The sequence below is a fragment of the Mycolicibacterium sp. XJ879 genome, assembly GCF_053483935.1.
Genome location: NZ_JBEFTH010000001.1, coordinates 1 through 19,015 on the forward strand (window position 1 = coordinate 1; position 19,015 = coordinate 19,015).

Here is a 19,015-nt window from a genome sequence, read left to right on the forward strand (position 1 = left end):
CGTGCCGACCTTTCTGAGTTCCTTACCGTATGGGCAACAGTTTAGCCGCGACTACGTTGCCGCGACGGACAACGCCGTTGACCGGCGCCATGGTCGGCTCGTCGAGTACGACCGCAAGACACGACGGCGGATCGCCGTCGTCGCTGGCATGATGTCCTTTGCCAGATCTCGGTTAGCCGTGCAGGGGGACGAAGATGAGCGCCGACACCGCCAACTCCGATCTGGTCGGCGGCATCCCGCGTCGACGCATCGTCGTCGCCTCGATGGTGGGCACCACCATCGAGTTCTACGACTTCTATATCTATGCCACCGCAGCCGTCTCGGTCTTTCCGCACCTGTTCTTCCCGAAGGGGGATCCGACGACGGCGCTCTTGGCATCGCTGGCCACCTTTGGGCTCGCCTTTGTCGCCCGGCCGGTGGGTTCGGTCCTGTTCGGCCACTTCGGTGATCGCGTGGGACGCAAGGTGACGTTGGTGGCCTCCCTGCTGGTGATGGGAATTGCGACGTTTGTCATCGGGCTCTTACCGACCTACCACCAGGCGGGCATCTTCGCCCCCGCGTTGTTGGCGATCATGCGCTTCGCGCAGGGTCTGGCGCTGGGCGGCGAATGGAGCGGAGCGGCGCTGCTGGCCACCGAGACTGCCAAACCGGGTAAACGCGCTTGGGCCGCGATGTGGCCACAACTCGGAGCGCCCATCGGGTTTCTGTTGGCCAACGGCGCCTTCGTGTTGCTGCTGCTGTGGATTGGACACAGCAATGTCACGCCGGACCTTGACGGGCCGTTCTTGACGTGGGGCTGGCGAATTCCGTTCCTGCTGAGCGCGGTGATGGTGGCGATCGGACTCTATGTGCGGTTGCGCCTTATCGAGACGCCGGTCTTCACCCGCGCCATGGCCCGCGGTGAGAAGGTGAAAGTGCCTCTGGCCGAGCTGTTTAGAACCAGCTGGCGCCCGTTGATCATCGGCACTTTCGTGATGTTGGCGACCTACACGATGTTCTACCTGATGACGACGTGGGCGTTGAGCTATGGGACGGCGAAGCGACCACCGGACGGCAGCGGACTCGGGTTCGCTTACGTCGACTTTCTGCAACTACAGCTGATCGCCGTGTTGTTCTTCGCCGCGACGCTGCCGCTGTCGGGTGTGCTGTCCGATCGCTTCGGCCGCCGCCTACCCCTGCTGTGCGTCACCGCGGCGATCATGGTCTTCAGCGTGGTTTTCATTCCGGCGCTCGGCGCTAGTGACGCGTCACATGGCACCATGCTGCTGTTCTTAATAGTCGGAATGACGTTGATGGGTTTGACCTTTGGGCCGATGAGCGCGGTCCTGCCCGAACTGTTTCCGACGAATGTGCGCTACACCGGGTCAGGAGTTTCCTACAACGTCGCGAGCATTCTGGGTGCTGCGGTAGCGCCGTTCATCGCCACGTGGCTGGCGACGCAATACGGTGTTGCGTGGGTAGGGCTGTATCTGTTCATCGCGGCGTCGCTGAGCTTCATCGCGATACTGATCATGTCGGAGACCAAGGACACCTCGTTGGACAGTATCGAGGGGCCGACTCCGGACCGTTTGATCGGCTGACGTTTGCTCCCAAGTCATTCGGTGCGTTGATAGATGGCGCGCACGGTGTCCACGGTGTCGGCCTCGGCCGGGCCCTTGTCGTCGCGGTAGCGCAACACCCGGGCGAACCGCAGCGCCATCCCGGCTGGATACCGCGATGACGTCTGTACTCCGTCGAGCGCGATCTCGACGACCTGCTCGGGACGCACCTTGACGACGTAATCGTCGGTCGGGCCGTCGGCCAGTTCGAGAAACCGGTTGGTCTGCCACTGCAGCATTGCGTCAGTCATGCCCTTGAACGTCTTTCCGAGCATGACGAATCCGCCGGTCGCGGGATCTCTGGCGCCGAGATGGATGTTCGAGAGCTTGCCGGTGCGCCGGCCCGAGCCCCATTCCACAGCCAGCACCACCAGGTCGAGGGTGTGCACCGGTTTGACCTTCAGCCAGCCGGCGCCGCGGCGGCCGGCCTCATACGATGCCGTCGGCGACTTAGCCATGACGCCTTCGTGACCGGCGGCCAACGTCGCGTCGAGGAACTCCTGGGCGGTGTCGACGTCGTCGGTGACCAGACGATCGACCCGCTGGTCCTCGGGAACGATGGCGTCCAGCGCCGCGACGCGCTCGCTGGTCGGTCGGTCCAGCAGGTCGACGCCGTCGAGGTGCAGCACGTCGAACACGAAGACCGACAAGGGCTGTGCCGCGCGGGCGGCCTCGATGTCGACCGACTTCCCGAACCGCGACGCGGTGACCTGAAACCGGTGCGGGCGGTTGTTGTCCGGTCGCAGCGCGATCGCCTCGGCGTCGGCGATAAGGTCGGTCACCGGCCAGGCCAGTGCGGCGTCGACGACCTCGGGTAGGCGGGCGGTGACGTCGTCGAGGCTGCGGGTGTAGATCGACACCGTGTTGCCGGCACGGTGGATCTGCACCCGGGCGCCGTCGAGCTTGGCTTCGAAAACCGCTGCGCCGCTGAGGCGTTCGAGCGCCTCGGCGACACCGCTAGCGGTCTGTGCCAGCATCGGCCCGACCGGCCTGCCGACCTTGAGGGTGAACTGCGCCAACCCCGCCTCGCCGTCGGTCAGCGCGGCGGCCGCGACGGCGGGTAGTGCGCCGCCGAGCATGGCGGCGCGTCGCACCGCGGCCGCGGGTACGCCCGCGGCCTTGGCCACGGCGTCGGCCATCACCCCGATCAGGGCGCCCTGACGTAGCTCACCGCTGAGCAGCCGACGCAGGAAAGTCTGCTCGGCGTCGGTGGCGCGGCCGAACAGGTCGGCGAGCAGCCCGGCCCGTCGCGCTTGGGAACCCTTGCCGGCCACCTGCCCGATCTCGGTGAACCGCGCGTCGACCTCCAGCACCGTCAGCGACGGTTCTGCTGCCGGGGCCGGCACTGAACGCAGCGCCGCCCACCCCACGCCGATCTGGCGTTGCGGCAACACACCCGACAACCACGACACCGTCACCGCGACCAGTCGCGCGTCGCCGCCGTCGCTGGCGCGTCGTAGCAGCTCGGCGATCCGGGCGATCTTGGCCAGCCGCGACGACGAGGCGCCCACCTCGGCCGACGCGGCGGCGACGTCAGACAGCAGCACCAGACCAGCCTGTCACGGCCCTCACCACCGCGCGAGCGTGCGTGAACTCGGGTCAGTTCTCGGCGTGCCGCCCTCGCCGGAACTGCGGGGTGGTCTAGGTGACGGTGAACGACACCGCATGCCAGCCGGACGCGCCGTCGGGCACCGGAGGGGCCACGTCCGCGGTCTGCACCGCGCCGGTGTTGTCGATGGCCCGCACGGTGATCGTGTGCGGACCGGGTTCGCCTTGCCACGCAAAGCTCCAGAGCCGCCAGGTGTCGGCGGAGTAGCTCGCGCCGAGGTCGGCCGGTCGCCAGTCGCCGGTGCCGTCGGGGCCGTCGATGCGGACCTCGACGCCGCGCACGCCACGGGGTTGCGCCCACGCGACGCCGCCGAACGTCACCGGGCCTGCCGCGACGGCCGCTCCGCTGCGGGGCACGTCGATGCGCGACTGGGTCTTGATGGGTCCGCGCGCCGACCAACCCAGCTTGGTCCAGTACGCCTCGGCGCGGTCGAACCGGGTGACCTCGAGGTCGACGACCCATTTGGTGGCCGACACGTAGCCGTAGAGGCCGGGCACGACGAGGCGGGCGGGATATCCGTGTTCGGTGGGTAGCGGCTCGCCGTTCATCCCGACCGCCAACAACGCCTCGGCGTCCCCGGTGAGCGCCTCGACGGGCGTGCCCGCGGTGAACCCGTCGACCGACATTGACAGCACCATGTCGGCGTCCGCGTGAATCCCCGCCCCGGCCAACAGATCCCGCACCCGGTAGCCGATCCACGCGGCGTTGCCGATGAGGTCGCCGCCGACCGGGTTGGACACACACGTCAACGTCACGAGCTTCTCGACGGTCTCGAAACGTTCGAGATCCTCGAAACGGTAGGTGATTTCGCGGTCGACCATGCCGTGAATCCGAAGCTGCCAGTCCCCGCGGCTGAGCTGCGGCACCGTCAAGGCGGTGTCGATCCGGTAGAACTCGTCGTTGCCGGTGATAAACGACGTCAGGCCAACGTCTTTAGGCTGCACAGCGGGGTCGGCCGGTGGCGCGGCGACGTCAGGACGCGGCAGCGCGAACGCGTCGCGGTCCGACGCCACCGACGACGTCAGCCGCGACAGCACCACACCAACCACCCCGGTGGCCGCGCCCGCCGTCATCAACCCGAGCGCCAGCAGCGACAATCGCCTGCCGGGCTCGGCCCGGTCCTCGGGCGGCGGGTCCGTGACGCGCCCGGAGACGAGCAGGCGCAGCACGGCCACGCCACACGCGGTCCCGACCAGCGTGGGCACGACGTCGGCGAGCGTCGCACCCGCGCGCGACAACACTGCCGCGCACCCCGCGGTGCCGCCCAGCACGATCGCGATGCTTCCCACCGGGACCCGGCGCGTCTCCAGCGCCGCCGTCAACGCGGCGATGAGCGCGATCGCCCCCAACACCGCCACGGTGAGGAAGAGCTTGTCGGCCATGCCGAACGTCGCGATCGCCCATTCTTTGACCGGGCCCGGTGTCAGGTCGATGACCACCGAGCCGACGGCGGTGCGCGCGTCGGCCTGCGGGCCGAACGCGACGGCCAGCAGTTGCGTCACGCCCAGCGCTACCGCCGCGGCGGCAAGACCCGCCAGCATCCGCGTTTCCCGGGCGGGTACGGCCATGGTGCCAAGGTACTGCCCCGAACGGACCCGAACCGCCGACCGGACGAGGCCGTCGGCTAAGTTGCTTTACGATTCGACGAAATTTTGGAAAGGCGGCTAGATGGAGATCGAGGGCAAGAAGGCCATCATCGTCGGGGGGGCGTCCGGTTTCGGCAAGGCGACCGCCGAATTGCTGGCCAAGCGCGGCGCGAGCGTGGCAGTGCTGGACCGCCCGCAGTCCAAAGGCAAGGAAGTTGCCGACGCGATCGGCGGCTCCTTCTTCGAGGTCGACGTCACCGACTTCGAGGGCACCGAGAAGGTGCTGCAGCAGGCGATCGACGAGCTCGGCGGGCTGCACATCATCGTGACCACCGCCGGTGGCGGCGCGGCCGAGCGCACCGTCAAGAAGGACGGCCCGCACAGCCTGGAGACCTTCCGCAAGAGCGTGGACCTCAACCTCATCGGCACCTTCAACATCAGCAGGTTGGCGGGCTGGCAGATGAGCAAGCAGGAGCCGGTCGACGACGAGAAAGAAGAGCGCGGCGTCATCATCAACACCGCCTCGATCGCCGCGTTCGAGGGCCAGATCGGGCAGGTGGCCTACACGGCGTCCAAGGCCGCTATCGCCGGCATGTGCCTGACGATGGCGCGTGACATGGGCAGCCTGGGCATCCGCGCGCTCGCGATCGCCCCGAGCCTGTTCGCGACCGGCCTGACCGAGGGCATACCCGACGAGTTCGCCAAGGCGCTGACCAAGGATGCGGCGTTTCCCAAGCGGCTCGGCAAGCCCGAGGAATACGCGAAGCTGGTGGCCGCGATCGTCGAGATCCCGATGCTCAACGGCCAGTGCCTGCGCCTGGACGCCGGCCAGCGCTTCGCCCCCAAGTAAGTCCGTGATTTCGGCGCGCTTATGCCCCGTGAGGGTGCGTAAGCGCGCCGAAATCGCACTAGGGTGAGCGGGTGGCGACCGTCGCCGAACACCTCATCGACGCTCTGCGGGTCAGCGGCGTGCGCCGCGTGTACGGGCTGCCCGGCGACAGCCTCAACGGGTTCACCGACGCGATCCGCCGATCGGGCGAGATCAGCTGGGAACATGTCCGCCACGAAGAGACCGCGGCTTTCGCGGCGGCCGCCGACGCGGCACTCACCGGCGGGCTGGCGGTCTGCGCCGGCAGTTGCGGCCCCGGCAACCTGCATCTGATCAACGGCCTGTTCGACGCGCAACGCAGCCGGGTGCCCGTGCTCGCGATCGCCGCGCACATACCGCGCACCGAAATCGGTTCGGACTACTTCCAGGAGACCCATCCGCAGGAACTGTTCCGCGAGTGCAGCGTCTACTGCGAACTCATCAGCACCCCGGAGATGGCGCCGCGAATCCTCGAGATGGCGATGCGGGCCGCCGTCGAGGACAGCGGGGTAGCGGTGGTGGTCATCCCAGGGGAGATCTTTCTGCAACGCGCCGACGCGTCGGCCTGGAACGCGCGGCCGATCACCGCGACGCGCTCGGTCGTGCGCCCCGACGACGAGTCGCTGCGGCGCGCCGCCGCCATCCTCAACGACGCGCGCGCCGTAACGATCCTGGGCGGCGCCGGGGTGGCCGGCGCGCATGACGCGCTGATCGAGCTGGCCGGCACCCTCAACGCGCCGGTTGTACATGCGTTGCGCGGCAAGGAGTTCATCGAGTACGACAACCCGTTCGACGTCGGCATGACGGGCCTGCTCGGGTTCGCTTCCGGCTACAAAGCCATCAAAGAGGCCGACGCGTTGCTGATGCTGGGCACCGACTTCCCTTATCCGCAGTTCTATCCCGACGACGCGAAGGTCATCCAAGTCGACATCCGCGGCCGCCACCTCGGCCGGCGCACGCCGATCGATCTCGGGTTGGTGGGTACCGTCGCCGACACGGTCGCCGCGCTGCTTCCGCTGCTGCGGCCCAAGACCGACCGTGACCACCTCGACCGTTCGCTGCGTCACTACCGCAAGACCCGCAAGTCGATGGACGAGCTGGCCGTCAACGACCGCGACCGCACCCCCATCCGACCGGAATACGTTGCGGGCCTCACTGATCAGCTTGCCGCCGACGACGCGGTGTTCACCGTCGACGTCGGCTCACCGGTGGTGTGGGCGTCGCGCTACCTCACGATGAACGGCCGGCGCCGGCTGATCGGCTCGTTCAACCACGGCACGATGGCCTGCGCGCTACCGCACGCGATCGGTGCGCAGACCGCACAGCCCGACCGGCAGGTCGTCGCGCTGGCCGGTGACGGCGGGCTGACGATGCTGTTCGGTGAGCTGGTCACCCTGATCCAGAAGCAGCTGCCGGTCAAGGTGATCGTCTTCAACAACTCGTCGCTGAATTTCGTTGAGCTCGAAATGAAAGCCGCCGGAATCGTCAACTTCGGCACCGACCTCGTCAACCCAGACTTCGCCGCCGTCGCGCAGGCGATGGGCATCTTCGGCAGGCGAGTCGAGCAACCGGGCGATCTGCATCAGGCCCTCGTCGACGCGTTCGCCGTCGACGGGCCCGCCGTGATCGATGTGGTGACCGCCCGCCAGGTGCTGTCGATCCCGCCGGCCATCACCGTCGAACAAGCCAAAGGCTTCTCGCTGTACGCGATTCGAACGATCATGGCCGGGCGGGCCGACGAACTTCTCGATCTGGTCACCACCAACGTGGCGCGCCGCATCCTGGACTGAACGCTCACGCCGGCCGGGGTACCGCCGACAGCAGCGACTGGCCGATCCACGTCGGAACCGAGCGGCGCACCTCGGCCGGCCCGGACACCGCGACGCTGCCGTCGAGCAGCGCGTGTTGCCACGTCACGTCGCCGCGCCAGATCCGGGTGAGCGTTCGCAGGCTCGTTTCGACGGTGCCGGCCACCTCGTAGCCGGGATCGAAATCGCACACATCGGCCTGCCCGTCGGCGACCACCAGCCACCACCGCGCGGCTTTCGGCGCCACCTCGGTCAGCCGAAACGCCAACGTCGTCCGTTTGCGAGGCCATTCGGCGATCGGGATGGTGCGCCGGATATCCCACATCAGCAGGTGCGGGTCGAGGTCCTCCTCGCCGAGTTCGCCGATCCACCGCACGCCCCACGCGCCGAGCGCGTCGACCACCTCGGCGAGTTCCTTACCGCATGCGGTGAGCGTGTAGGTGGTGCGGCCGTCGACGTCGGCGCGTTCCACCACGCCGGCCCGTGCCAGCGACTTCAGCCGCTTGGACAACAGTGCCGGTGACATCTTCGGCACTCCGCGACGCAGATCGTTGAAGTGGCGGCTGCCGAGCAGCAGCTCACGCACGACGAGCATGGTCCATCGTTCGTCGAGCAGCTCCATCGCCTTGGCGACGGGACAGAACTGGCCGTATCCGGGCATGTGCGTACCTCCGGGCCGCAACGCGCAGTACAGATATCGAACCAGGGCGGGTACAGATTTGGAACTGGAATGCGGTGATTGGCGTGCGCGACGATATCCGCACCGAGCAGGAAGGAACTGCGATGAAGGACTCCGCCACCGCCGTCGACGACGGCCAGATCGCCGCCAAACACCGGGTCATGTGGGCCTCCGGCGACTATCCGAAGCTCGCGGCCGAGATCGTCTCACCGCTGGGTCCCATCCTGGTGCAGGCTGCCGGGATCGGCCCCGGCGACCGTGTGCTCGACATCGCTGCGGGCACCGGCAACGCGGCCATCCCGGCTGCGCTCGCGGGCGCCAGCGTCGTCGCCAGCGACCTGTGTCCGGAACTGCTCGAGCACGGCAGTCAGCGGGCTGTCGAGCGCGGTGTCACGCTTGAATGGCGCGAGGCCGACGCACACGAATTACCTTTCGGTGACGCCGAATTCGATGTAGTGATGTCTTGTATCGGGGTGATGTTCGCGCCGTTTCACCAACGTGCGGCCGACGAACTGGTGCGGGTGTGCAGACCGGGCGGCCGGGTCGCGCTGCTGAGCTGGACTCCGGAAGGCCAGATCGGTGAGCTGTTCGCCACCATGAAGCCCTACGTCGCGGCGCCGCCGCCCGGCGCTCAACCGCCGCCGCTGTGGGGCAGTGCGGACCATGTCCGCACCTTGCTCGGCGACCGCGTCACCGACGTCGTTACCGAACGACGCACGCTGAGCGTCGGGCACTTCGGGAACGGCGCCGCATTCCGCGACTACTTCAGGTCGATGTACGGGCCGACGATCGCGGCGTACCGCAACATCGAGGCCGATCCGGACCGGGTCGCCGAACTCGACGCCGACCTGGCCCGCCTCGGCGACGGCTTCTTGCGGGGCGGTTCCACGATGGATTGGGAGTACCTGCTGCTGACCGCGCGCAGAGCCTGACACCATGGCGGTATGTCCGATGCCGCACCGCAGCTACCCACCCTGTCCGCAGACGACCAGAAGGCGCTGCAGCGCTGGGTGCGAGAACAACGCCTGGGCTCGACCGTCACCGACGTCGAACCGCTGACCGGCGGCACCCAGAACATCGTCGTACGGATCCGGGTGGACGGGCGGCCGATGGTGTTGCGGCGGCCGCCTCTTCACCCGCGGCCGACAAGCGACAAGACGATGCTGCGCGAGATCGCGGCGCTGCGCACCCTGGCCGGAACCGACGTCCCGCACCCGGGGTTCATCGCCGGATGCGACGACCTCGAGGTGCTCGGGGTGGTCTTCTACTTGATGGAAGAGGTCGACGGGTTTAACCCCGGCAGCGAGGTCGATGAGGCCTACGTGCGCGATCCGGGCATGCGCCACCAGGTCGGCCTGTCCTACGCGGCCAGCCTGGCCCAACTCGGCAACGTGTCATGGGAAGGCAGTCCGCTCGCCGAACTCAAACGGCCGGGTTCCTTTCTGGAGCGCCAGGTTCCGCAGTTCTTGCGGCTGCTGGAAAGCTACCGTCACGACCGGTACGACCCCGCCTCGCTGGCCGTCACCGAGCTGGCCGAATGGCTGGAGACCAACCGCCCACCCGACGGGCAACCCGGAATCCTGCACGGCGACCCGCATTTGAGCAATGTGATGCTGCGCCGGGAGAAGCCGGAACTGGCGGCGTTCGTCGACTGGGAGATGTGCACGATCGGCGACCCGCTGCTCGACCTCGGTTGGATGCTGATCTGTTGGCCGCTGGAGACCAACACGATCACCGCGGGCGCAGCACTGGCCGACCTCGGCGGGCTCGCAAGCCGGCGTGAACTGCTGGATGCCTATCTCGGTGCCGGAGGCCGCGAAACCTCAAGGCTGGACTGGTATGTCGCGATGGCGTGCTTCAAGCTCGGGATCGTGATCGAAGGTACGTGGTCGCGATTCCTGGTCGGCCAGGCCAGCAGGGACGCGGGGGAGCGCTTGCACGCCAACGCGCAGAACCTGATCGACATCGGCACTCGAGTCGCCAAGGGCGACAGCCCGTTCGGGATCTGACACGTTCTCAGCCGTAGGTGTCGAGGGCGAGCTGGACCGTCACCGCCAGACCGGCCACGCCGATCAACACCCGCATCGGACCGGCGGGGGTGTGGCGGACCACGATGGGTCCCAGACGTGAGCCGATGAGGCAGCCGAGTCCGAGTGGCACCACGGCCCACCACTGCACCGGTGCGATAAGCGCGAACACCGCCGCGGCGACGACGTTGGCAATGCCGAGCAGGAAGTTTTTGCTCGCGTTGGCGCGCGCGAGCGTCGTGTGGCCGATACGCAACAGCAGCGCCAGCAGTAGCACGCCGGCGGCCGCGCCGAAGTAGCCGCCGTAGATAGCGATCAGGAAAATCGCCCCGGCTTCGAAAGCCGTCCTCGCGGTACGACGGCGCCCCTTCGCGGTCGCCACGTCTGCGTTGCTGCTCCGCGGAAGCAAGATCGCCAGCGACGCCACCCCCAACAGCACCGGCACCAACTGCTCGAAGCTCCCTGGCGGCGTCGACAGCAGTAGCAGCGCGCCCATCGCGCCGGCGAGCGCGGCCAGCGGCATCATCCGCAACAACCACCGGCCCTGGCCGCGAAGCTCGAGTCGGGAGCCGAGCACCGAGCCGACGCCGTTGAACACCAACGCCACCGTGTTGGTGACGTTGGCGGTGACGGGCGGTAACCCCGCGACGAGTAACGCCGGGTACGTGGCTACCGACGCGAGTCCCGCGATGCTGCCGGTGAGCCCGCCGATCACACCCGCCGCGAATAGCAACGCCCAGTTCATCGGCGGCTCACGTTACGTCCTGCGCGCGCTGCGGGCACATTGCAAGCCCCGACGCGCCCGCAGGAAAAAGCAATTGCACACCCGCTCGCCGAGCGGCTAGCATCGGCACCGTGCCAAGGCGACTCGTAGTAGTAACCCGCAGCGGGGTCTGATCGCGACCGACCCCTCGCTGTGGGTCGAAGCTGCTACTACGTCGGTCACTCCTTTAAGCAGAAGACCGGCACATGTCCCTTGCAGTCACCACACGACCCACCTTCACCGGGGCGGCGCCCTTCCATATCCCGTTGCCTCGCGGCCTACGTGAGGAGGCCGATGCAATGTCGTATGAATCATTTGTCAGCGAGTACGCGCCCAACTCCGGCCCGCTGCAGTTGCGCACCTGGTCCTGCGCCGACGGCCACCGTCGCGCGACGCGGCTGGGCCCGCAGGCCCGGTCCTACCAGGCGACCCTGGCCATCGGTGAGCGGATCAGCACGTCGTCGGCGGCGGCGTCAGGTCCGGTGGCCGCCTTGACGGCGATGCTGTACGACGACCTTGGCATCGCGGTCGAGACCACCGCGTTTCACCAGGTGCCTGCCGGTGAGCGCACGGCGACGTTCATCCGGGGTTCCGACGGCGCGCGCTCCGAGTGGGCGATGGGCCTGTCGGACGACCCGACCCGGTCGGCGCTCGACGCGGTGATCGCCTGCGCCAACCGGCTGATCACGGCCTGATTCGCGCGAGCTGCTTTCTTGCACGGCGTTACTCGTACTTTCGCCGCTGAAATGCAGTTTCTCGGCAGTAGTGCCTAGCTCAGCGGGCGCAACACGATCGGCATACCGTCCATCGGCATGGGCATACCGGCGTAGTCGTAGCGCGGCTTGTAGCCCGGCCGCGGCAGCTCGAGGCGGTACTTGCGCAGCAGCCGGTGCATCACGGTCTTGATCTCGAGCTGACCGAACACCATGCCGATGCACTTGTGCGCACCGCCGCCGAACGGGGCGAACGCATAACGGTGCTTCTTGTGCTCCGCGCGAGGTTCGGCGAACCGGTCGGGATCGAACTTCTCGGGGTTCGTCCACAGCTCCGGCAGCCGGTGGTTCATTCCCGGCCACGTCACGACGTTGGTGCCGGCCGGAATGTAGTGACCCAGCAGATCGGTGTCGCGCACGGTCTGGCGCACGTTGAACGGCAGCGGGGTAACCAGCCGCAGCGATTCGTTGATTACCAGGTCGAGGGTTTCCAGCTTCTCCAGCGCCTCGATGTCCAGCGGCCCGTCACCCAGCCGAGCCGACTCGTCGCGGCAGCGCTCCTGCCAGTCGGGGTTGGCGGCGAGGTGGTAGCCCATCGTGGTCAACGTCGATGTCGATGTGTCGTGGGCGGCCATCATCAAAAAGATCATGTGGTTGACGATGTCTTCGTCGGTGAAGCTGTTGCCGTCCTCATCCTCGGCATGGCACAGCACGGAGAGCATGTCGGTGCCCCCGGCGTGGCGGCGCTCCTTGACCCGCTCCTCGAAGTAGTCCTCGAGCACCTTGCGGGCGCGCAGCCCGCGCCACCACTTGAACGGCGGAACACTGGTGCGGATGATCGCACCACCTGCGCGGGTGGTGATGGTGAACGCCTCGTTGACCTTGGTGACCAGTTCCTGGTCGGTGCCGGGCTCATGTCCCATGAACACCACCGAGGCAATGTCGAGGGTGAGTTCCTTCAGCGCCGGATGCAGCAGGAACCGCGCGTCGTTGGCCACCCAGTCCTCGGCGACCACCTTTGACGCCACCTTGTCGATGTGTTCGACGTAGCCGGTCAACCGCGTGCGCGTGAACGCCTCCTGCATGATCCGGCGGTGGAACATGTGCTCTTCGAAATCGAGCATCATCAGGCCGCGGTTGAAGAACGGGCCGATGACCGGATGCCAGCCCTTCTGCGAGTAGTCCTTGTTCTTGTTGGAGAACACGGCCTGGGTGGCGTCGGGCCCCAACGCCGACACCGATGCCAGGGCCGGGGAGTGGGCGTAGTGCACCGGGCCGTATTTGCGGTAAACCTGCAGCACGTAGTCCGGTCCGCCGCGGAACGCCTCGATCATGTGCCCCAAGATCGGCAGGCCTGAATCACCCATTACCGGTTTGAGCCCGCTGCCCGCCGGCGGCTCCGCCAGCACGAACTGCGGCCACTCCCGGTTGTTCAGCCGCCGCTCGAGAGGACCGAGCGGCAGGTTGTTCAACGTCGGGGTCAACCGGCGTTTCGCCTGGTCGATGAGGTAATCCTTGGTGCTGATGGTCGGCATCGGACACTCCTGAAAACGGCAAGCTGTGGTGGATGTCACCTGGCACCCATCCTGGTATTCTCTCTTGACGCCTGTCAAGTTTGGGCATAGGTGCGTCGCGATGAAAAGGTCATAAGCCATGACGGCTGAAGTGAAGGAGACACGTCGGAGCCGCGGTGATCGTCAGCGCGATGCGATCGTGCGCGCGGTGCGCGAACTGCTTCAGGAACGATCGTTCGCCGACCTGTCGGTGAGCACCATCAGCGAGCGCGCCGGAGTGGCCAGGTCCGGCTTCTACTTCTACTTCGACTCCAAGTACGCGGTGCTGGCGGTGATCCTCGCCGACGCCGGCGAAGAACTCGACAAGCTCACGCACAACTTCGCGCCCCGGGAGCCGGGCGAGACCCTGTCGGATTACGCCAAGCGGATGGTCGGCAGCGCGGCGGCGGTCTATGCGACCAATGACCCGATCATGCACGCCTGCGCGGTGGCCAGAAACACCGACGCGCAGATCCGGGAAATGATGGACGATTTCGCCGACGGCATCATCGACAAGATCGTCAGCCTGGTCGAGCAGGACGCCGACGCGCGCCCCATTTCCGACGATCTGCCCGCCCTGGTGCGCACGCTGGCGGCGACGACGACGATGACGCTCACCCACGACAGCGCGTTCATCGGCCGCGGGCGCGATCCGGCGCGGGCCATCGAGATCGTCGAGCGATTGTGGCTGTACGGGCTGTGGGGCGGGTCGGACCTGCGCGAGAACCAGCGCGACGGGTAGGTATTCTCACCGCCATGGCGCAGCGAGGCGGCTTCACCGGTAAGCGTTGTTTTCTGACCGGGGCCGCCAGCGGCATCGGCCGTGCGACGGCGTTGAAACTGGCGGCCGAGGGCGCCGAGCTTTTCCTCACCGACCGTGACGCCAATGGCCTGGAGACCACTGTTGCCGACGCGAAGGCGCTGGGCGGCCACGTGGCCCAGTACCGGGCCGTGGACATCTCCGACTACGACGCGGTGGCAGCCTTCGCCGCCGATATCCACGCCGAGCATCCCGCGATGGACGTCGTGATGAACATCGCCGGGGTGTCGGCGTGGGGGACCGTGTCGACCCTGACGCATCAGCACTGGAAGTCGATGGTCGACATCAACCTGATGGGCCCGATTCACGTCATCGAGGAGTTCGTTCCGCCGATGGTCGCGGCGGGCCAGGGCGGGCATCTGGTCAACGTGTCCTCGGCGGCCGGACTGGTGGCGTTGCCGTGGCACGCGGCCTACAGCGCAAGCAAATACGGGCTGCGCGGCATGTCCGAGGTGTTGCGGTTCGACCTCGCCCGCCACCGCATCGGGGTGTCGGTGGTAGTGCCGGGTGCGGTGAAAACGCCTCTGGTGCAGACGGTTCAGATTGCCGGCGTGGATCGCGAGGATCCCCGCGTCAAGAAGTGGACCGACAGGTTCAGCGGGCATGCGGTGTCACCGGAACACGCCGCCGACAAGATCCTCAAGGGCGTGCGCCGCAACCGGTTCCTGATCTACACCTCGGCCGACATCCGGGCGCTGTACTTGTTCAAGCGGGTCGCGTGGTGGCCCTACAGCGTCGCGATGCGTCAGGCCAATGTGTTGTTCACCCGGGCATTGCGGCCCGACGCACGGCGCCGCTAGCGGTCGCCCCAGTCCCACGGCGGCGCGGTCAGCAGGCCGAGGCCTTCGACGCGGGTTTCACCGAGATCCTTGTACAGCCCGATCTCCACTGCGGCGCCGCTGCTCTCGTCCGCCTCGCCGACGGGCACGGTGCCCAGGAACTCCAGCAGCGCCTTCGAGTGCGTGACGACGACGACCTGGGTGGTGGTTGCCGCCGCGCGGATCAACGTCGCCAGCGGGCGCACCAACTCGGGGTGCAGCGAGGTCTCCGGTTCGTTGAGCACCATCAGCGAGGGCGGTCGTGGGCTCGACAGTGCGGCGGCCCACAGCAGGAACCGCAGTGTGCCGTCGGATAATTCGGCGGCACGCAGCGGTCGCAGCATGCCTTGTTGGTGTAGCTGAAGGTCGAACAGGCCGTCGTTCACGGCCACCGACACGGTGGCTCCTTCGAACGCCTCCGCGACGGCGCGCTGCAGATCGTCGAACCCGCCCTCGATGGCGGTCTGGATGGCCGCGGCCAGATCGGCACCGTCGTCGGACAGCACGGGCGTGCGGGTGCCGACCTGGCGCTGGCGCGACGGTGCGGCCGCGTCCACCCGGAAACCGTCATAGAACCGCCAGTCCCGCAGTCGGTCTCGTACGGCGGCGAGTTCGGGATGCGCGCCGGGATGGGCGTACTCGGCGAGCACACTGCGGTACGGCGGCAGCGCCTGCGACAGCTTGTCGAAACCCCGACCGGATTCCGCGCGCGCCTCGGCGTAGTCGCGGGTGCGACGCACCAGCGTCGAGGCGGTACGCATCACCGGGCCGACGAACACCGCCTCGCGTTTGATCTCCGGGTCCCGGGCGAACAGTGAGTTGTGTCCGGCCATCTGGGGCAGCCCGAGATCGACCAGATAGCCGAAATCATCTGAGGCAAAACCTAATTCCAGCGACACGGGCGCGGAGCGGGTGGTGCCCTCGACGCGTCCGCCGCGCCGCGCGGCGCCGAGCTGCTCGGGACCGGCCCACAGCACCGACTCCAGCCCACCCTCGCGGGCCAGCGAGCCGATCACCTCGCCGCGCCCGCAGTCGGCCAGCAGCCGAAGCGCACGGTACAGCGACGACTTGCCGGTGCCGTTGGCGCCGGTGACCACGGTGAGCGCGGCCAGCGGCAACACGATGTCGCGCAGGGACCGATAGCCGCGGATCGCGACGGTTTGCAGCACTTGTCAGTACCCGCCCGGCGGTGCGGTGGCACGGATCCCGGCAAGCACCACGTCGACGATGCGCTCCGCGTCCTCGCGAGTGAACGGGCGGGCGCCGCGATTGATGATGAGGCGTACCGGACCGGCCATCATCTCGCCGAGGAAAACGCTGTCAACTGCCGGCAGCTCACCACGGTCCTCGGCGAGGTCTACCCGATGTCGTAAGGCAGCTCCCCGCTCGTTCAGGATCATGGTCACAGTCTGTCGGACGGCAGGGTTATCGTCGGTGAGCTTCATTGCTTGCTCGAGTGCTCGGCCGAACGAGGTCTGCAGGCCAGATGCGATTCCCATCAGGTAGTCCACCAGATCTTTGCGGAGGTCACCGCTGTCGGTGATGGATGCGAGTTGCTCGGCGTATTGCAGCAGTGCGGCCGCGACCAGCTTCTCGCGGTCGGGCCAGTTGCGGTACACGCTGGTCCTGTGTACGCCGGCGAGCTCGGCGACTTCGTCGTAGCGAAAACCGGCAATTCCCTGGCGCGCGACGAGTTCGGCTGTCGCGCTGAGGATCTGATCGCGCACGCGGGCGTTGCGACCGCCGGGGCGTCGGCCCGACGACCCGTCTGCGGTGCCGTGGACCATTCTTCTGCCCCTGTCTTTGTGCGCGTCGGGTGTCGATTCTCGTCAGGTTCGATGTTGCGGTGCAAGCGTGTCTACGTCTAGTGTGCATTAAAGCGATGATTTGTCGATTTTAGAGTTCCCCGGATCGGCGGTTCGCCGCGACGAAAGACCCGTCATCTTCAGGTGCCGTAGCCGGTTCTTGCGCCGCGCAAGCCATTTGGGAGCTGCCTTCCGTTGCCGGAGCGCGATGTCGATGGAGTCCTGCGCAACCGACCATTGGGAGGACCGCTCTTGAACGACAGCTCAGATGCGCCAGCGTCGGCGTCGCGGGAACACAAGTGGAGTGGGCGGCTACTGCTGTGGACGATAGTCCTGGTCGGCGCCAACGTTCTCGCCGATGTCGTCGTCGGTTCGCCCATGATGGTGCTGCCGCAACTGCTCGATCATTTCGACACCGACCAGGCCGCTTGGTTGAACGCCAGCGCCATGCTGGCCGGAGCCATCTGGTCGCCACTGCTCGCCAAGAGTTCCGACGTCTTCGGCAAACGCCGAATCTTGATCGGCACCCTGCTATTGGCGTGCGCCGGGGCGCTGATCTGCCTTGCTGCCCCCACCGTCTGGATCTTCCTCGTAGGACGTTTTCTCCAAGGTGCGGCGTTCGGCGCGGTTTTCCTCACAGTGGCGCTCGTTCGCCAGATCTGCTCTCCCCGCACGGCGATGACTCTGGTCGGGCTCTTGACCTCAGGATCGGCGATCGTCGGAGTCGTCGAGCCCTTCCTGATGAAGCCGGTGATTCACGCGTTCGGTTTTCGGGGAGTGTTCTTCGTGGCGGCGCTGCTCGCCGCGACGGCCGCGCTGTGTGTCCGCACCTTCATTCCGGAGTCCCCGATCCGCGGCGCCGGACGCGTCGACGTGGCCGGCGCGCTTCTGCTCGGCGGCGGACTCGGCGCGGTCTTGGCGTACGCCAGCCTCGGACGAGACCTCGGCTGGTTGTCCGGGGGCATGCCCGCGCTGCTGGTCGTTGGTTGCGGTGCGTTGAGCTGCTGGGGGTTCAGGACGCTTCGCGTCGATGAACCGATCATCGACATCCGTGGCCTGACCCGGCCAATCCTGTTGACGCTGCTGGCTTTGGGACTGGCCGCGGGCGCCTTCAGGAGCATGCTGCAACTGATCGGTCTCGTCGCGCAGGTGCCACCCCACCTCGGGCTCGGCTACGGGCTCGGCAGCGGAGAGGCGGTCGCCATGCTGCTCGCCGCTCCCAACCTCGGCATCGTGATCGGCGGTGTCAGCGCCGGCTGGATCGCCGGGCGCTTCGGCCCTGAACTGACGCTGCTCGGCGGCGTGGCACTCGGCATAACGGGAACGTTCGCCATGTTGGCAGCGGTGTCAGTTGTCCCGCTCGCCGTCGTCTGCGGAGGCGTCCTCGGTATGGCCGCCGGGGCGATCGGTGCCTCCGGCTACAACCTGGCGACGAGCCTCGAAGCGCCGGAGAGGCAGGGTACGACCGCCGGTCTGGTCTCGGTCGTGCTCGCTCTGGGCTCGGTGATCTTCAATGTCGCCGGTGGCGAGATCCTCAGGGCCACTCCAGCGGGCGGGCGCTCTGGCGGAGACGCCGTGAGCACCGCGACCGGCGTCTACCTCTACATCCTCATGGCGGGCACCGTGATGGCGCTGGCAGCGGTGCCTACGACCGCACTGATCCGAAACCGATGGGCGCCATACAAGGGATACGCGCGGCAATAGCTCGGACCGCAACGGTTTACAGCGCTGTCAACACCCTCATTGACGCGTGGGTACCCTCAGCGATCGACAAGCACCACGTCGAGCCTGCGCGGGCCGTGCACCCCTTCTACTCGGTTCAGTTCAATGTCGCTTGTCGCGCTGGGCCCTGAGATCAAGGTAAGAGCGGCAGAAGGATTGAGCGCAGCGAACGCCTGCGGAACCGTGTCGACGACCTGGCGGGCGAACACCACGCAGATGTGGTGGTCCGGCACGAGGCTCAACGCACGTCTGCCCTGGGCCACTCCGGCGTCGAGCACTACGGTCCCAGTCGCTGCGATTCCCAGGGCGCATCCCGTCACCACTGCGCCGGCATGATCGAGCTGTTGCACCGTCAGGGGCGCTCCTCTCGCGTCGACCAAAGGGTGAATCTGGGCAATCCAGTGTTTCGGTACATCGGCGGGCACGACGACGCGTTCCCGCGTTTCGACCAGGTTCGCGATGGTCTCCGGAATCGTGGTCGCCTCGCCGATGCGATGCACACCGGCGCTGTATGCGGCGACCGCGTCGGCGAAGCGGTCCGCGTCGCCTGTGCCCGAAAACGGTGAGCGTTCATAGTCACGCGGCACCTCGACCGGCTCGGCCGGGGCCACGGCCAATGCCGAGCGGATTCGCGCCAGCATCGTGG

General features: G+C 67.3%; 17 protein-coding genes. 9 read left to right on the plus strand and 8 right to left on the minus strand.

What is annotated here, in order from left to right; translation table 11 throughout:
• Positions 1-194: 194 nt before the first annotated feature.
• Positions 195-1,580: an MFS transporter gene (locus ABQF13_RS00005; RefSeq protein WP_448390612.1), complete on the plus strand. Its 1,386-nt coding sequence runs from the start codon at positions 195-197 to the stop codon at positions 1,578-1,580.
• A gap of 14 nt (positions 1,581-1,594) precedes the next feature.
• On the opposite strand, the gene ABQF13_RS00010 is transcribed toward ABQF13_RS00005, so the two are convergent.
• Both ABQF13_RS00010 and ABQF13_RS00015 read right to left on the minus strand, forming a co-directional pair.
• Positions 1,595-3,145 (minus strand): ATP-dependent DNA ligase, encoded by a 1,551-nt coding sequence (locus tag ABQF13_RS00010; RefSeq protein ID WP_448390613.1) that lies wholly within the window; start codon positions 3,143-3,145, stop codon positions 1,595-1,597.
• Between the two features lie 94 nt (positions 3,146-3,239).
• Positions 3,240-4,775: a molybdopterin-dependent oxidoreductase gene (locus tag ABQF13_RS00015; RefSeq protein WP_448390614.1), complete on the minus strand. Its 1,536-nt coding sequence runs from the start codon at positions 4,773-4,775 to the stop codon at positions 3,240-3,242.
• Between the two features lie 100 nt (positions 4,776-4,875).
• On the opposite strand from ABQF13_RS00015, the gene ABQF13_RS00020 reads away from it, so the two are divergent.
• Together ABQF13_RS00020 and poxB are read left to right on the plus strand one after the other, a co-directional pair.
• Positions 4,876-5,643 (plus strand): SDR family NAD(P)-dependent oxidoreductase, encoded by a 768-nt coding sequence (locus ABQF13_RS00020; RefSeq protein ID WP_448390615.1) that lies wholly within the window; start codon positions 4,876-4,878, stop codon positions 5,641-5,643.
• Positions 5,644-5,714: 71 nt separating this feature from the next.
• On the plus strand, positions 5,715-7,451 hold the full coding sequence (gene poxB / locus ABQF13_RS00025) for a ubiquinone-dependent pyruvate dehydrogenase (RefSeq protein ID WP_448390616.1): 1,737 nt from the start codon (positions 5,715-5,717) through the stop codon (positions 7,449-7,451).
• 4 nt (positions 7,452-7,455) lie between these two features.
• On the opposite strand, the gene ABQF13_RS00030 is transcribed toward poxB, so the two are convergent.
• Positions 7,456-8,130, minus strand: a complete 675-nt coding sequence (locus ABQF13_RS00030) for a winged helix-turn-helix transcriptional regulator (RefSeq protein ID WP_448390617.1) — start codon at positions 8,128-8,130, stop codon at positions 7,456-7,458.
• Positions 8,131-8,252: 122 nt separating this feature from the next.
• Here ABQF13_RS00030 and ABQF13_RS00035 point away from each other — a divergent pair, with 122 nt between their 5' ends.
• Both ABQF13_RS00035 and ABQF13_RS00040 read left to right on the plus strand, forming a co-directional pair.
• A complete protein-coding gene (locus ABQF13_RS00035; RefSeq protein WP_448391345.1) occupies positions 8,253-9,080 on the plus strand; it encodes a class I SAM-dependent methyltransferase in 828 nt (275 codons plus the stop codon).
• A 12-nt stretch (positions 9,081-9,092) separates the two neighbouring features.
• Positions 9,093-10,157, plus strand: coding sequence for a phosphotransferase family protein (locus ABQF13_RS00040; RefSeq protein ID WP_448390618.1), 1,065 nt, complete (start codon positions 9,093-9,095; stop codon positions 10,155-10,157).
• A gap of 7 nt (positions 10,158-10,164) precedes the next feature.
• Here ABQF13_RS00040 and ABQF13_RS00045 read toward each other — a convergent pair whose 3' ends face one another.
• Positions 10,165-10,920 carry a sulfite exporter TauE/SafE family protein gene (locus ABQF13_RS00045; RefSeq protein WP_448390619.1) on the minus strand — a complete coding sequence of 252 codons (756 nt, stop codon included), beginning with the start codon at positions 10,918-10,920 and terminating at the stop codon, positions 10,165-10,167.
• A 224-nt stretch (positions 10,921-11,144) separates the two neighbouring features.
• On the opposite strand from ABQF13_RS00045, the gene ABQF13_RS00050 reads away from it, so the two are divergent.
• Positions 11,145-11,633 carry a 2-isopropylmalate synthase gene (locus tag ABQF13_RS00050; RefSeq protein ID WP_448390620.1) on the plus strand — a complete coding sequence of 163 codons (489 nt, stop codon included), beginning with the start codon at positions 11,145-11,147 and terminating at the stop codon, positions 11,631-11,633.
• Between the two features lie 74 nt (positions 11,634-11,707).
• Here ABQF13_RS00050 and ABQF13_RS00055 read toward each other — a convergent pair whose 3' ends face one another.
• Positions 11,708-13,186 (minus strand): cytochrome P450, encoded by a 1,479-nt coding sequence (locus ABQF13_RS00055; RefSeq protein ID WP_448390621.1) that lies wholly within the window; start codon positions 13,184-13,186, stop codon positions 11,708-11,710.
• A gap of 118 nt (positions 13,187-13,304) precedes the next feature.
• On the opposite strand from ABQF13_RS00055, the gene ABQF13_RS00060 reads away from it, so the two are divergent.
• Positions 13,305-13,946, plus strand: a complete 642-nt coding sequence (locus ABQF13_RS00060; RefSeq protein WP_448390622.1) for a TetR/AcrR family transcriptional regulator — start codon at positions 13,305-13,307, stop codon at positions 13,944-13,946.
• A 14-nt stretch (positions 13,947-13,960) separates the two neighbouring features.
• A complete protein-coding gene (locus ABQF13_RS00065; protein WP_448390623.1) occupies positions 13,961-14,824 on the plus strand; it encodes an SDR family oxidoreductase in 864 nt (287 codons plus the stop codon).
• Here ABQF13_RS00065 and ABQF13_RS00070 read toward each other — a convergent pair.
• Both ABQF13_RS00070 and ABQF13_RS00075 read right to left on the minus strand, forming a co-directional pair.
• A complete protein-coding gene (locus tag ABQF13_RS00070; RefSeq protein WP_448390624.1) occupies positions 14,821-16,011 on the minus strand; it encodes an AAA family ATPase in 1,191 nt (396 codons plus the stop codon). The genes ABQF13_RS00065 and ABQF13_RS00070 overlap by 4 nt on opposite strands.
• A gap of 3 nt (positions 16,012-16,014) precedes the next feature.
• On the minus strand, positions 16,015-16,569 hold the full coding sequence (locus tag ABQF13_RS00075) for a TetR/AcrR family transcriptional regulator (protein WP_448390625.1): 555 nt from the start codon (positions 16,567-16,569) through the stop codon (positions 16,015-16,017).
• 330 nt (positions 16,570-16,899) lie between these two features.
• Here ABQF13_RS00075 and ABQF13_RS00080 point away from each other — a divergent pair, with 330 nt between their 5' ends.
• Positions 16,900-18,351 (plus strand): MFS transporter, encoded by a 1,452-nt coding sequence (locus ABQF13_RS00080; protein ID WP_448390626.1) that lies wholly within the window; start codon positions 16,900-16,902, stop codon positions 18,349-18,351.
• Positions 18,352-18,407: 56 nt separating this feature from the next.
• Here ABQF13_RS00080 and ABQF13_RS00085 read toward each other — a convergent pair whose 3' ends face one another.
• Positions 18,408-19,010, minus strand: a complete 603-nt coding sequence (locus tag ABQF13_RS00085; protein WP_448391346.1) for a LutC/YkgG family protein — start codon at positions 19,008-19,010, stop codon at positions 18,408-18,410.
• Positions 19,011-19,015 lie beyond the last annotated feature (5 nt).